We start from the raw sequence: 13161 nt of genomic DNA on the forward strand, positions 1-13161 counted from the left end.
CATTTCGGAGCATTCCATGAAAAAGATTGTCGCTGTTCTGGCCCTGGCTACTGCCTTCGGCGCCCATGCCGCAGAGAAATTGAGCATCGCCGCCACCGCCGTACCCCACGCCGAGATCCTCGAGTTCGTCAAACCCGGCCTGGCCAGCCAGGGCGTGGATCTGGATATCAAGGTATTCACTGATTACGTACAGCCTAACCTCCAGGTTGCAGAAGGCCGCCTGGATGCCAACTTCTTCCAGCACAAACCCTACCTCGACGAGTTCAACAAAGGTCGCGGCACCGACCTGGTCAGCGTCGCCAATGTGCACGTGGAGCCCTTCGGCATCTATTCCGGCAAGCTCAAATCTCTGGACGAGATTTCCAGCCGCGCCACCGTCGCCATCCCCAACGATGCCACCAACGGCGGTCGCGCCTTGCTGCTGCTGGACAAGGCTGGCGTGATCACTCTGAAAGACAAATCCAACATCCTCGCCACCCCGCGTGACATCGAGAACAACCCACACAAACTGCGCATTCGCGAGCTGGAAGCAGCCACCCTGCCCCGCGTTCTTGATCAGGTGGATCTGGCACTGATCAATACCAACTACGCGCTGGAAGCTGGCCTGAACCCCACCGAAGACGCGCTGGCCATCGAAGGCGACGACTCACCCTACGCCAACATCCTGGTAACCCGTGCGCAGGATGCTGAGAACGAAGCAGTGCAGAAGCTGGTGAAGGCATTGCAGAGTGACGAGGTGAAGGCGTTTATTGAGTCCAAGTATCAGGGTGCTGTTGTCCCTGCGTTCTGATTCCCTTTCTTTGCCTAGCCCCACCCACTTTTACAGTGTGGCTGGGGCTTTTGTAGAAAGTCGGCGCTGGGCTTCAGGGCCGCCCCGGCGCAAAGGCTTTCTGATAACCACTAGCCCCAACGACCTGCATTTAAATACCAAGCGTGCCCAATAAAAAAGCCCGCGACTAAACTACGTCGCGGGCTGCTTCCAATCACCAGTCGTTATCAGACCGGTACTTCAGACATCGGCACCCCAAGCGCTGTCGCCACCCCTTTGCCATAAGCCGGATCGGCCTTGTAGCAATGAGTGATGTGGCGAATCATGATATGACGCTCAACACCATTCATGGCTCGCGCAGTGTTCTGGAACAGTCGCTGTTGCTCCTCAGACGACATCAGACGGAACAAATTGCCAGGCTGAGTGAAGTAGTCTGCATCGTCCGCACGGAAGTCATAGCGCGCGGCCGCACCCTCCAGCGCCATCGGCGGCTCGCTGAAGTCGGGCTGCTCCTGCCACTCACCATAAGTGTTCGGCTCGTAGTGCAGACGGCTCCCCTGGTTGCCATCCACCCGCATGGCACCGTCGCGATGGTAGCTGTGTACCGGGCAACGCGGCGCATTCACCGGGATCTGATGGTGGTTCACACCCAGACGGTAGCGCTGTGCGTCGCCATAGGAGAACAGGCGCCCCTGCAACATGCGGTCCGGCGAGAAGCTGATGCCCGGTACCACGTTGGCCGGCGTGAAAGCGGCCTGCTCCACGTCCTGGAAATAGTTGTCCGGGTTGCGGTTCAACTCCATGTAACCCACTTCAATCAGCGGGTAATCCTGCTTCGACCAGACTTTGGTCAGATCGAACGGATGGAAGCGGTAATCCTCAGCCTCGATTTCCGGCATGATCTGTACGAACATGGTCCAGCGCGGAAAATCGCTGTTCTCGATCGCGTCGTACAGGTCGCGCTGGGAGCTTTCGCGGTCCCCGGCAACCACCGCAGCGGCCTGTTCATCGGTCAGGTTCTTGATGCCCTGTTGAGTCTTGAAGTGGAACTTGACCCAGTAGCGCTGGTTGTCGGCACTGATGAAACTGTAAGTGTGCGAACCAAACAGATGCATATGGCGGTAGCCAGCCGGAATACCCCGGTCGCCCATCACATAGGTAATCTGGTGCAGCGCTTCTGGCAGGCCGGTCCAGAAGTCCCAGTTGTTATTGGCGTTGCGCATATTGGTGCGCGGGTCACGCTTGACCGCGTGGTTGAGGTCAGGGAATTTCAGCGGGTCGCGGAAGAAGAACACCGGGGTGTTGTTACCAACCAGATCCCAGTTGCCCTGTTCGGTGTAGAACTTCAAAGCAGCACCGCGGATATCGCGCTCGGCATCGGCTGCGCCGCGCTCGCCGGCGACGGTGGAGAACCGGGCGAACATCGGCGTTTTCTTGCCTACCTCGGCAAAAAGACGCGCCTTGGTGTATTCGGTGATGTCATGAGTCACGACGAACTCACCGAAGGCGCCGGAGCCCTTGGCGTGCATGCGACGCTCAGGAATCACCTCACGGTCAAAGTGTGCGAGCTTTTCCAGAAACCAGACGTCTTGCAATAACATCGGGCCACGCGGTCCGGCCGTCATCGCGTTCTGGTTCTCGGATACCGGCGCACCGGCCACTGTGGTGAGTTTTGGCTTGTCAGTCATATTGCTCTTTCTCCTGGATCAATTCGGCGGCCAGCGGAAGCGAACCGGTGGCGTTGGAGAAATGATAAAGAGCCAGAACCAATAGACCCAATAAGTTGATTCAACTCGAACGATAGCAAATACACATGAGCTGTTTGCCCGATAGTATTGGCAGCCTGATTTTCAGACATAAAAAAACCGGGCATATGCCCGGTTTTCTTTGAACAGACTACAGCTTACTCTTCAGAAGCAGCAGCCAGCTCAGGACGATCAACCAGTTCCACGTAAGCCATGGGAGCCGCATCGCCAGCACGGAAACCGCACTTCAGAATACGAACATAGCCGCCGGGACGGTCTGCGTAGCGCTTGCCTAGGTCGTTGAACAGCTTGCCTACAGCTTCTTTGCTGCGGGTGCGGTCAAACGCCAGACGACGGTTAGCTACAGTATCTTCTTTCGCCAGGGTGATCAGCGGCTCTGCAACACGACGCAATTCCTTGGCCTTGGGCAGAGTGGTTTTGATCAGTTCATTCTCGAACAGCGACACCGCCATGTTCTGGAACATGGCCTTGCGGTGCGAGCTGGTCCGACTCAGGTGACGACCACTTTTACGATGACGCATCTCTCAATTCCTCGGTGTCAGACGATCAGGCCGTAACCTTGTCGTCCTTCTTCAAGCTTGCAGGCGGCCAGTTGTCCAGACGCATACCCAGTGAGAGACCACGCGAAGCCAGAACGTCCTTGATTTCAGTCAGGGATTTCTTGCCCAGGTTAGGGGTCTTCAGCAGTTCCACTTCGGTACGCTGGATCAGATCGCCAATATAGTAAATATTTTCAGCCTTCAGGCAGTTGGCCGAACGAACAGTCAGCTCCAGATCGTCAACCGGGCGCAGCAGGATCGGATCGATCTCGTCTTCCTGCTGTTCCACTACAGGCTCCTGGTCACCCTTCAGATCAACGAAGGCAGCCAGTTGATGCTGCAGAATGGTAGCGGCACGACGGATCGCTTCTTCCGGATCCAGAGTACCGTTGGTTTCCAGTTCGATGACCAGCTTGTCCAGGTTGGTACGCTGCTCAACACGAGCGCTCTCGACTACATAAGCTATGCGGCGAACCGGAGTATAGGTAGCGTCGAGTTGCAGACGACCGATTGAACGGCTTTCGTCTTCATCCGACTGACGCGCATCAGCAGGCTCATAGCCCCGGCCGCGCGCAACAGTCAGCTTCATGTTCAGAACACCGTTGTCGGACAGCGTGGCGATATGGTGATCGGGGTTAACAATCTCCACATCGTGATCCAGCTGAATATCGCCAGCGGTGACCGCACCCGGGCCCTTTTTGGAAAGGGTCAGGGTGACGTGATCACGACCATGCATCTTGATCGCTACACCTTTAAGGTTAAGCAGGATCTCGATGACATCTTCCTGAACGCCTTCGATGGCGCTGTACTCATGCAAAACGCCATCGATTTCCGCCTCAACCACGGCACAACCGGGCATGGACGAGAGCAGAATGCGCCGCAGCGCATTGCCCAGGGTATGACCAAAACCACGTTCCAGCGGCTCAAGAGTGATCTTGGCGCGCGTGGGCGAGGTTTCTTGAACGTCGATATGACGCGGAGTAAGAAACTCGGCAACCGAATTTTGCATGAAAGGCACCTTTTGCTGACTATCGCTTACTTGGAGTAGAGCTCGACGATCAGGTTTTCGTTGATGTCGGCGTACAGATCACTCCGGGCGGGCAGGCTCTTGAAGACACCTTCCTTCTTGGCGGCATCCACTTCCAGCCATTCTGCCTGGCCGCGCTGAGCTGCCAGATCCAGCGAACCGCCAATGCGCAGCTGGTTCTTGGCTTTCTCGCGAACGGCTACTACGTCACCTGGGGAAACCAGGTAAGAAGCGATGTTCACGGTCTTGCCGTTGACGCTGATGGCCTTGTGGGAAACCAGCTGACGAGATTCGGCACGCGTGGAGCCAAAACCCATACGGTATACAACGTTATCCAGACGACGCTCGAGCAGTTGCAGCAGGTTCTCGCCGGTAGCGCCCTTCAGACGGGCAGCTTCCTTGTAGTAGTTGCTGAACTGACGTTCGAGAACGCCATAGATACGACGAACTTTTTGCTTCTCGCGCAGCTGAGTGCCGTACTCGGAGAGACGACCGCGACGCTGACCATGCACGCCAGGAGGACTCTCCAGCTTGCACTTGGAATCAAGGGCGCGAACACCGCTCTTGAGGAACAGATCAGTGCCTTCGCGACGAGACAGCTTACACTTGGGACCAATATATCTAGCCATTTTACCGTCTCCTGATTACACGCGGCGCTTCTTGGGCGGGCGACAACCGTTATGTGGGATGGGGGTGACATCGTTAATGCCGCTGATCTTGTAACCACAAGAGTTCAGCGCACGCACTGCAGATTCACGACCCGGGCCAGGGCCCTTCACATTAACGTCGAGGTTTTTGAGGCCGTATTCCAGAGCCGCCTGACCAGCACGCTCAGCAGCCACCTGGGCAGCGAAGGGTGTGCTTTTACGCGAACCACGGAAACCGGAACCACCGGAAGTCGCCCAGCTCAGAGCATTGCCCTGACGGTCGGTGATGGTGATGATGGTGTTGTTAAAAGACGCATGGATGTGGGCGATCCCATCAACCACTGTCTTTTTTACTTTTTTACGAACACGAGCAGCAGGCTTAGCCATATCTGTATATTCCTTCGCGATTACTTACGGATCGGCTTGCGCGGACCCTTGCGGGTACGAGCGTTGGTCTTGGTACGCTGGCCGCGGACCGGAAGACCACGACGATGACGCAGACCGCGATAGCAGCCAAGATCCATGAGACGCTTGACGTTCATGTTGATCGCGCGGCGCAGGTCACCTTCAGTGTTACTTTTGGCGACCTCGTTACGCAGCAGATCAATCTGCTCCTCGCTTAGATCCTTGATTTTTACACTGGGCTCAATGCCAGTGGCAGCACAGATCTGTTGTGCCTTGGTTTGACCGATACCAAAGATATAGGTCAGAGAGATAACAGCATGCTTGTTATCCGGGATGTTGACGCCTGCAATACGGGCCATCCAAATTACTCCGTCTGACAGCTACCTGACTCAACCCAAACGTAACTAGGTTGCGTGAAAAAGGGTGCAGTAGGGTAGCGCTAACATAAAAAAAAATCAACCACCCGACCAATTAACTGGCCGGGCGGCGGTTATCCTGAGACGTAGTCTTCAATCAGAGCGGGTTGATTAATCAACCTTGGCGCTGTTTGTGACGAGGCTCAGCACTGCAAATTACCCGTACGCTGCCATTGCGACGGATGATTTTGCAGTTACGGCAAAGCTTCTTGACTGATGCTGCAACTTTCATAACGTTCTCCAGAATCCTGAAATATCAGCGCAGCATGCCGCTGCCGTAGCCTTTCAGGTTCGATTTCTTCAAAAGAGACTCATACTGCTGAGAAACGAGGTGCGATTGTACTTGGGACATGAAGTCCATAACAACCACAACAACGATTAACAGTGAAGTCCCACCCAGATAGAACGGCACGTTGGCCGATACCACCAGGAATTGCGGCAACAGACAGACCGCAGTCATGTACAGGGCACCGAACATGGTCAGACGAGTCAGCACGCCATCGATATAGCGGGCGGACTGCTCACCCGGGCGGATACCCGGAATGAAAGCGCCTGACTTCTTCAGGTTGTCAGCCACGTCCTTGGGGTTGAACATCAGCGCTGTATAGAAGAAGCAGAAGAATATGATCCCTGCACTGAACAGAATGATGTTCAACGGCTGACCTGGGGCAATAGCCTGGGACAGGCTCTGCAGCCAACCCATGCCTTCACCCTGACCGAACCAGGTTCCCAATGAAGCCGGGAACAACAGAATGCTGCTGGCAAAAATCGCCGGAATCACACCGGCCATGTTCACCTTCAGCGGCAAGTGACTGGTCTGGGCAGCGAACACCTTGCGACCCTGTTGCCGCTTGGCGTAGTTCACGGTAATCCGCCGCTGACCACGTTCGACAAAGATCACGAACGCAATCATCGCCAGCGCCAGCAAGGCAATTGCAATCAGTGCGAAGATGTTGATATCACCCTGACGAGCTGCCTCGAAGGACTGCCCTATCGCGCCAGGCAGGCCGGCAACGATACCGGCGAAGATCAGCATGGATATACCGTTGCCGATCCCGCGCTCGGTGATCTGCTCACCCAGCCACATCATGAACATGGCACCGGCCACGAAAGTAGTGACTGCTATGAAATAGAAGCCGAAATCGTTGGCAAAGGCCACACCCTGACTGGCCAGACCGACCGACATCCCCACTGCCTGGATCAACGCCAGAACCAGTGTGAGATATCGAGTATACTGGCTGATCTTGCGGCGACCGGACTCGCCTTCCTTCTTCAACTGTTCCAGCGTGGGACTCACGGCCGTCATCAACTGCATGATAATCGATGCAGAAATGTACGGCATGATCCCCAGAGCGAAGATACTCATCCGCTCCAGGGCACCACCAGAGAACATGTTGAACAGGCTAAGAATGGTCCCCTCATTCTGTCTGAACATATCAGCCAGGCGATCAGGGTTGATACCGGGTACCGGTATATGCGCGCCGATTCGGTAAACGATGATTGCCAGGAACAGGAAGCGCAAGCGCCCCCACAGTTCCGTCAGGCCGCCTTGATTCATTCCAGAGAGAGCGCCTTGCTTAGCCATGTAGTCCTTATTCCTCGATCTTACCGCCAGCTGCTTCGATCGCTGCACGAGCGCCCTTGGTCGCCTTCAGTCCTTTGATAGTAACCGCTTTGGTTATATCGCCGGACAGAACAACCTTGGCCCGCACAAACTTGTCGCCAATGATATTGGCATCTTTCAAAGCTTGCAGGTCGATGACATCAACATCCAGCTTGTTCAGCTCGCTGGTGCGGATCTCGGTGGTAACCATACCAATTCTGGAAACAAAGCCGAACTTCGGCAGACGGCGATGCAACGGCTGTTGACCACCCTCAAAACCGGGAGCGACCTTACCGCCAGAGCGGGAAGTCAAACCTTTGTGGCCGCGGCCGGCAGTCTTGCCCAGGCCGCTACCGATACCACGACCGACGCGCAGCTTAGCTGGGCGTGAACCGGGCGCGGAACTCAGATCATTCAGTTTCATGTCTTAACCCTCAACCCTGACCATGTAGGAGACACTGTTGATCATCCCACGGATAGCCGGAGTATCTTCGACTTCGACGGTGTGACCGATGCGACGCAGACCAAGACCCTTTACGGAAGCCTTGTGGCTCGGCAGACGCCCGATCACGCTCTTGAACAGGGTCACTTTGATTTTTGCATTAGCCATGACAGCTTACCCCACGATGTCTTCGACGGTCTTGCCACGCTTGGCCGCAACAGAGTCGGGAGACTGCATTGACTTCAGACCCTTGTAGGTAGCCTGAACGACGTTGACCGGGTTGGTGGAACCGTAACATTTAGCCAGTACGTTATGGATGCCAGCGGCTTCCAGAACGGCGCGCATCGCGCCACCGGCAATAACACCGGTACCTTCCGAAGCTGGCATCATGAAGACCTTGGAGGCTCCGTGTGCAGCCCGCAGCGGGTACTGAATGGTGGTGCCATTCAGATCCACCTGGATCATGTTACGACGTGCGGCTTCCATGGCTTTCTGGATAGCGGCAGGCACTTCACGCGCCTTGCCACGTCCGAAACCCACGCGACCGTTGCCGTCGCCGACTACTGTCAGCGCTGTGAAGGCAAAGATCCGACCGCCCTTAACTACTTTGGCGACGCGGTTAACCTGTACGAGTTTCTCGATGTAACCTTCGTCACGCTTTTGATCGAAATTAGCCATAGCTCTACCCTTAGAATTCCAGCCCGCCTTCACGAGCGGCGTCGGCCAGCGCTTTCACGCGGCCATGATACTTGAAGCCGGAACGGTCGAAGGAGACCTTAGTTACACCGGCGGCCTTGGCACGCTCAGCAACCAGAAGACCCACTTGTTTAGCGGCTTCGCTGTTGCCTGTAGTGCCACTGCGCAAGCTTGCGTCAAGGGTGGAGGCGCTGGCCAGAACCTTGGAGCCGTCGGCCGAGATCACTTGTGCGTACATGTGCTGCGAAGAACGGTACACGCACAGACGTACGGCTTCCAGCTCGCGCATTTTCAGACGCGAACGACGAGCTCGACGGAGACGAATAACTTTTTTATCGCTCATTTTCTATGCCCTACTTCTTCTTGGCTTCTTTACGACGCACGATCTCGTCGGAGTAGCGAACACCCTTGCCCTTATAGGGTTCTGGGCGACGGAAATCACGGATCTCCGCAGCTACATGGCCAACCAGTTGTTTGTCGATACCTTTGATGATGATGTCAGTCTGGCTAGGGGTCTCAACAGTGATACCCTCCGGCAACTGATAGTCGATCGGGTGGGAGAACCCCAGAGCCAGGGACAGAACCTGTCCTTTCGCCTGAGCCCGGTATCCTACACCAACCAGCTGAAGCTTGCGCTCAAAACCTTGGCTGACGCCGACGACCATATTGTTGACCAGTGCACGTGTAGTGCCGGCCATGGCTGCATTGACGCTACCAGGACGGGGCGCAAAACGCAGCACACCCTCTTCCTGGGTTACTTCAACGGCCGGATGCAGATTCAGAGCCAGCGAGCCTTTGGGGCCCTTGACAGAAACATCCAGACCATCGATTTTTACTTCTACACCCTGTGGCAATGTGACAGGGTTCTTAGCGACGCGAGACATCGTAACCCCCTATCAGAATACGGTGCAGAGTACTTCACCGCCGATACCGGCAGCGCGAGCAGCGCGATCAGTCATAACACCTTTGTTGGTGGAGACGATCGAGACACCCAGTCCACCCTTGACCTTAGGAATCTGGTCAACGGACTTGTACTGGCGCAGGCCTGGACGGCTAACGCGCTTCACTTCTTCAATTACCGGCTTGCCTTCGAAGTACTTGAGCTCGATCGACAGAACAGGCTTGGCGTCGCCCTGCACTTCGTAACCAGCGACATAGCCTTCTTCGGTAAGTACTTTGGCGACAGCCACCTTCAGCTTTGCCGAAGGCATGCTGACACTGGACTTTTCAGCCATCTGGGCATTACGGATACGGGTTAGCATATCAGCTAACGGGTCCTGCATACTCATGGGCTTTGTGCTCCTGAAACTGAGTAATTAAGGTCTTGTTTACCAGCTGGCCTTGACCAGACCGGGTACATCACCGCGCATGGCAGCTTCGCGCAGTTTGATGCGGGAAAGACCGAATTTGCGGTATACGCCGTGCGGACGGCCAGTGATGCGGCAGCGGTTACGCTGACGAACCGGGCTCGCATCACGCGGCAGTTTTTGCAGAGCTACCTGAGCATTCCAACGATCTTCAACCGATGCGTTGATGTTGCCCACAGTAGCCTTGAGCTCAGCACGCTTTGCAGCGTACTTGGCAACCAGGCGAGACCGTTTGGCCTCGCGGTTCTTCATGCTGACTTTAGCCATTGCCTGACTCCTAGTTACGGAACGGGAACTTGAACGCACGCAGCAGCGCGCGGCCTTCGTCGTCCGTCCGAGCGGTGGTGGTCAAAGTGATATCCAGACCACGCAGGGCATCAATCTTGTCGTAATCGATTTCCGGGAAGATGATCTGCTCCTTGACGCCCATGCTGTAGTTGCCACGACCGTCGAAGGACTTGGCATTCAGACCACGGAAGTCACGTACGCGCGGCAGCGAGATCGACAGCAGACGATCCAGGAACTCATACATCTGTTCACGACGCAGTGTCACCTTGACACCGATCGGCCAGCCGTCACGAATCTTGAAGCCGGCAATCGACTTGCGGGAGTAGGTCACGATGCCTTTACGGCCAGTGATCTTCTCCAGGTCAGCCAGAGCGTTTTCAATGACTTTCTTGTCGCCTACCGCTTCACCAAGGCCCATGTTCAGGGTGATCTTGGTGATCTTCGGAACTTCCATCACATTCGCCAGGCCAAGCTCTTCTTTGATCTGGGGAACCAGGTTGCTCCGGTAATGCTCTTTCAATCTTGCCATGGTAAGCACCTAGATTCTCAAGCGTCGACCGCTTTTTGGGTCGACTTGAAAATACGAACCTTCTTACCGTCTTCGACCTTGAAGCCGACGCGGTCGGCCTTGCTGGTCTCAGGGTTGAAGATAGCCACGTTGGAGACGTGGATTGGCGCCTCCTTCTCAACAATACCGCCCTGCAAACCAGCCATAGGGTTCGGCTTGGTAGCGCGTTTGATAATGTTGACGCCGGCGATAACCAGGCGATTGTCAGTCAGGACCTTCTGGACCTTACCGCGCTTGCCTTTGTCTTTACCGGCGATGACGATTACGTCGTCGTCACGTTTGATCTTTTGCATGACCGAGCTCCTTACAGCACTTCGGGCGCGAGGGAAACGATCTTCATGAACTGCTCATTACGCAATTCACGCGTCACTGGCCCAAAGATGCGGGTACCGATCGGCTCATTCTTGTTGTTGAGCAGAACAGCAGCGTTGCCATCAAAACGAATCAGCGAACCGTCGGTACGGCGAACGCCGTGACGAGTACGCACGATGACAGCAGTCAGCACCTGGCCTTTCTTTACTTTACCGCGCGGAATTGCTTCCTTGACGGTAACTTTGATGATATCGCCAATGCCGGCGTAGCGGCGGTGAGAACCGCCCAGAACCTTGATGCACATAACGCGACGTGCACCACTGTTGTCAGCTACATCCAACATGGATTGAGTCTGAATCATAACTTTCTCCGACCCTTAAATAATCCGCTATAACAGCGCGGGGCTTATACGTGCGCCGCGCGCTCGTCGATCTGCACCAGGGTCCAGTTCTTGGTTTTAGCCAAGGGACGGGTTTCCCGAATGGTGACCAGATCGCCGATGCGGCATTCGTTGTTTTCATCGTGCGCATGCAGCTTAGTAGAGCGGCGTACGTACTTACCGTACAGCGGATGCTTTACCTGACGCTCGATAACAACAGTAACGGTTTTGTCCATCTTGTCACTGACCACACGGCCAGTAACGGTACGAACTACAATGTTCTCGGCCATGATCAGTTACCACCTTTCTGATTGAGCACGGTCTTGACTCGAGCGATGTCACGCTTAGTCTGCTTCAGCAGGTGACTCTGACCCAGTTGACCGGTTGCCTTCTGCATGCGCAGGTTGAACTGATCGCGCAGCAGGGTAAGCAGCTGCTCGTTCAGCTGCTCGGCAGATTTTTCACGAAGTTCTGTCGCTTTCATCACATCACCGTCCGCTTAACGAAGGTGGTTGCCAGCGGCAGCTTGGCAGCAGCCAGGGCAAATGCCTCGCGCGCCAGCTCTTCGGAAACACCTTCAATCTCATACAGGACCTTGCCCGGCTGAATCTGGGCTACCCAGTATTCGACGTTACCCTTACCTTTACCCATCCGCACCTCGAGAGGCTTCTTGGAGATCGGCTTGTCAGGGAAGACACGGATCCAGATTTTACCGCCACGTTTTACGTGACGAGTCAGAGCACGACGCGCCGCTTCAATCTGACGAGCGGTCAAACGACCACGGCTGACGGATTTGAGTGCGTATTCGCCAAAGCTCACTTTACTGCCGCGATGAGCCAGACCACGGTTGTGGCCAGTCATCTGCTTGCGGAACTTCGTACGCTTGGGTTGTAACATGTGCGTACCCCTTACTTAGCAGCTTTTTTCTTGGTCGCGAACGTTTTGACTTCTTCAGGCTGACCACCAATGATCTCGCCTTTGAAAATCCAAACTTTCACACCGATCACACCATAAGTGGTGTGGGCTTCAGCCGTTGCGTAGTCGATATCGGCACGCAGAGTGTGCAGCGGCACACGGCCTTCACGGTACCATTCGGTACGGGCAATCTCGGCACCGCCAAGACGACCACTTACCTGAATCTTGATACCTTTACCACCGATACGCATGGTGTTCTGTACGGCACGCTTCATGGCGCGACGAAACATCACACGACGCTCGAGCTGTTGAGCAACGCTCTGTGCAACCAGGGCAGCGTCGAGTTCCGGCTTGCGGATCTCTTCGATGTTGATGTGCACCGGCACGCCCATCTGGCTGGTCAGTTCCTGACGCAGCTTCTCGACGTCTTCACCTTTCTTACCAATCACGATACCCGGACGGGCAGTGTGAATGGTGATACGGGCAGTCTGAGCAGGACGCTGAATATCAACGCGGCTGACAGAAGCGCTTTTCAATTTCTTCTGAATGTACTCGCGTACTTTCAGATCAGTGAACAGATAGTCAGCATAGGTGCGACCGTCTGCATACCACACCGAAGTGTGCTGTTTAACAATACCGAGGCGAATGCCCGTCGGATGTACTTTCTGACCCATGTGATCGACTCCTACTTGTCAGCAACCTTGACCGTGATATGGCAAGACCGCTTGATGATGCGATCAGCACGGCCTTTGGCACGTGGCATGATGCGCTTCAGAGAGCGACCTTCGTTGACAAACACGGTGGAGACCCTGAGGTCATCCACGTCTGCGCCATCATTGTGTTCAGCGTTGGCAATTGCCGACTCGAGAACTTTCTTGATGACATCAGCGGCCTTCTTGTTGCTGAAAGTCAGCAGATTCAGGGCCTCATCCACTTTCTTCCCGCGGATCTGGTCAGCGACCAAGCGCGCTTTCTGGGCAGAGAGTCGGGCGCCTTTATGACTAGCGGCTACTTCCATCTTC

24 protein-coding genes are annotated in these 13161 nt (G+C 55.3%); 1 reads left to right on the forward strand and 23 read right to left on the reverse strand.

Going from position 1 to position 13161, the window contains the following annotated elements; genetic code table 11:
* The first annotated feature begins 16 nt into the window (after window positions 1-16).
* Window positions 17-790: a MetQ/NlpA family ABC transporter substrate-binding protein gene (locus INT39_RS18795; protein WP_193075532.1), complete on the forward strand. Its 774-nt coding sequence runs from the start codon at window positions 17-19 to the stop codon at window positions 788-790.
* 206 nt (window positions 791-996) lie between these two features.
* Here INT39_RS18795 and INT39_RS18800 read toward each other — a convergent pair whose 3' ends face one another.
* From INT39_RS18800 to rplV, 23 genes are all read right to left on the reverse strand, one after another.
* Window positions 997-2457: a catalase gene (locus INT39_RS18800; RefSeq protein ID WP_193075533.1), complete on the reverse strand. Its 1461-nt coding sequence runs from the start codon at window positions 2455-2457 to the stop codon at window positions 997-999.
* Between the two features lie 215 nt (window positions 2458-2672).
* On the reverse strand, window positions 2673-3056 hold the full coding sequence (gene rplQ, locus INT39_RS18805; protein ID WP_036993680.1) for a 50S ribosomal protein L17: 384 nt from the start codon (window positions 3054-3056) through the stop codon (window positions 2673-2675).
* Between the two features lie 25 nt (window positions 3057-3081).
* Window positions 3082-4083, reverse strand: coding sequence for a DNA-directed RNA polymerase subunit alpha (locus INT39_RS18810; RefSeq protein ID WP_090275863.1), 1002 nt, complete (start codon window positions 4081-4083; stop codon window positions 3082-3084).
* A 26-nt stretch (window positions 4084-4109) separates the two neighbouring features.
* Window positions 4110-4730: a 30S ribosomal protein S4 gene (gene rpsD, locus INT39_RS18815; protein WP_193075534.1), complete on the reverse strand. Its 621-nt coding sequence runs from the start codon at window positions 4728-4730 to the stop codon at window positions 4110-4112.
* Window positions 4731-4745: 15 nt separating this feature from the next.
* Window positions 4746-5135, reverse strand: a complete 390-nt coding sequence (gene rpsK, locus INT39_RS18820) for a 30S ribosomal protein S11 (RefSeq protein WP_193075535.1) — start codon at window positions 5133-5135, stop codon at window positions 4746-4748.
* Window positions 5136-5155: 20 nt separating this feature from the next.
* Window positions 5156-5512 (reverse strand): 30S ribosomal protein S13, encoded by a 357-nt coding sequence (rpsM, locus tag INT39_RS18825; protein WP_090275859.1) that lies wholly within the window; start codon window positions 5510-5512, stop codon window positions 5156-5158.
* A 172-nt stretch (window positions 5513-5684) separates the two neighbouring features.
* Window positions 5685-5801: a 50S ribosomal protein L36 gene (rpmJ, locus tag INT39_RS18830; RefSeq protein WP_076939769.1), complete on the reverse strand. Its 117-nt coding sequence runs from the start codon at window positions 5799-5801 to the stop codon at window positions 5685-5687.
* 24 nt (window positions 5802-5825) lie between these two features.
* Complete coding sequence (gene secY, locus INT39_RS18835; protein ID WP_193075536.1) at window positions 5826-7154, reverse strand: preprotein translocase subunit SecY; 1329 nt, start codon at window positions 7152-7154, stop codon at window positions 5826-5828.
* 7 nt (window positions 7155-7161) lie between these two features.
* Window positions 7162-7596: a 50S ribosomal protein L15 gene (gene rplO, locus INT39_RS18840; protein ID WP_193075537.1), complete on the reverse strand. Its 435-nt coding sequence runs from the start codon at window positions 7594-7596 to the stop codon at window positions 7162-7164.
* A gap of 3 nt (window positions 7597-7599) precedes the next feature.
* A complete protein-coding gene (gene rpmD, locus INT39_RS18845) occupies window positions 7600-7782 on the reverse strand; it encodes a 50S ribosomal protein L30 (RefSeq protein WP_193075538.1) in 183 nt (60 codons plus the stop codon).
* Between the two features lie 6 nt (window positions 7783-7788).
* Window positions 7789-8292 (reverse strand): 30S ribosomal protein S5, encoded by a 504-nt coding sequence (gene rpsE, locus INT39_RS18850; RefSeq protein WP_036993694.1) that lies wholly within the window; start codon window positions 8290-8292, stop codon window positions 7789-7791.
* A 10-nt stretch (window positions 8293-8302) separates the two neighbouring features.
* Complete coding sequence (gene rplR / locus INT39_RS18855; RefSeq protein ID WP_193075539.1) at window positions 8303-8653, reverse strand: 50S ribosomal protein L18; 351 nt, start codon at window positions 8651-8653, stop codon at window positions 8303-8305.
* Window positions 8654-8663: 10 nt separating this feature from the next.
* Complete coding sequence (gene rplF / locus INT39_RS18860; RefSeq protein ID WP_193075540.1) at window positions 8664-9194, reverse strand: 50S ribosomal protein L6; 531 nt, start codon at window positions 9192-9194, stop codon at window positions 8664-8666.
* A gap of 12 nt (window positions 9195-9206) precedes the next feature.
* Complete coding sequence (gene rpsH / locus INT39_RS18865) at window positions 9207-9599, reverse strand: 30S ribosomal protein S8 (RefSeq protein WP_193075541.1); 393 nt, start codon at window positions 9597-9599, stop codon at window positions 9207-9209.
* Between the two features lie 39 nt (window positions 9600-9638).
* Window positions 9639-9944 carry a 30S ribosomal protein S14 gene (rpsN, locus tag INT39_RS18870; protein ID WP_193075542.1) on the reverse strand — a complete coding sequence of 102 codons (306 nt, stop codon included), beginning with the start codon at window positions 9942-9944 and terminating at the stop codon, window positions 9639-9641.
* Between the two features lie 10 nt (window positions 9945-9954).
* On the reverse strand, window positions 9955-10494 hold the full coding sequence (gene rplE, locus INT39_RS18875; protein WP_090275840.1) for a 50S ribosomal protein L5: 540 nt from the start codon (window positions 10492-10494) through the stop codon (window positions 9955-9957).
* A gap of 17 nt (window positions 10495-10511) precedes the next feature.
* Window positions 10512-10826, reverse strand: coding sequence for a 50S ribosomal protein L24 (rplX, locus tag INT39_RS18880; RefSeq protein ID WP_193075543.1), 315 nt, complete (start codon window positions 10824-10826; stop codon window positions 10512-10514).
* A gap of 11 nt (window positions 10827-10837) precedes the next feature.
* A complete protein-coding gene (gene rplN, locus INT39_RS18885) occupies window positions 10838-11206 on the reverse strand; it encodes a 50S ribosomal protein L14 (RefSeq protein ID WP_036993708.1) in 369 nt (122 codons plus the stop codon).
* Between the two features lie 44 nt (window positions 11207-11250).
* Window positions 11251-11514, reverse strand: a complete 264-nt coding sequence (gene rpsQ / locus INT39_RS18890) for a 30S ribosomal protein S17 (protein ID WP_193075544.1) — start codon at window positions 11512-11514, stop codon at window positions 11251-11253.
* A 2-nt stretch (window positions 11515-11516) separates the two neighbouring features.
* Window positions 11517-11708 carry a 50S ribosomal protein L29 gene (rpmC, locus tag INT39_RS18895; RefSeq protein ID WP_036993711.1) on the reverse strand — a complete coding sequence of 64 codons (192 nt, stop codon included), beginning with the start codon at window positions 11706-11708 and terminating at the stop codon, window positions 11517-11519.
* Window positions 11708-12121 (reverse strand): 50S ribosomal protein L16, encoded by a 414-nt coding sequence (gene rplP / locus INT39_RS18900; protein ID WP_036993714.1) that lies wholly within the window; start codon window positions 12119-12121, stop codon window positions 11708-11710. The genes rpmC and rplP overlap by 1 nt, the downstream gene beginning before the upstream one ends.
* A gap of 11 nt (window positions 12122-12132) precedes the next feature.
* Window positions 12133-12813: a 30S ribosomal protein S3 gene (rpsC, locus tag INT39_RS18905; protein ID WP_193075545.1), complete on the reverse strand. Its 681-nt coding sequence runs from the start codon at window positions 12811-12813 to the stop codon at window positions 12133-12135.
* Window positions 12814-12824: 11 nt separating this feature from the next.
* Entirely contained in the window at window positions 12825-13157 is a 333-nt protein-coding gene (gene rplV, locus INT39_RS18910) for a 50S ribosomal protein L22 (RefSeq protein WP_193075546.1), read from the reverse strand.
* Between the last annotated feature and the right edge of the window lie 4 nt (window positions 13158-13161).

The sequence above is a fragment of the Pseudomonas sp. FME51 genome (assembly GCF_014897305.1).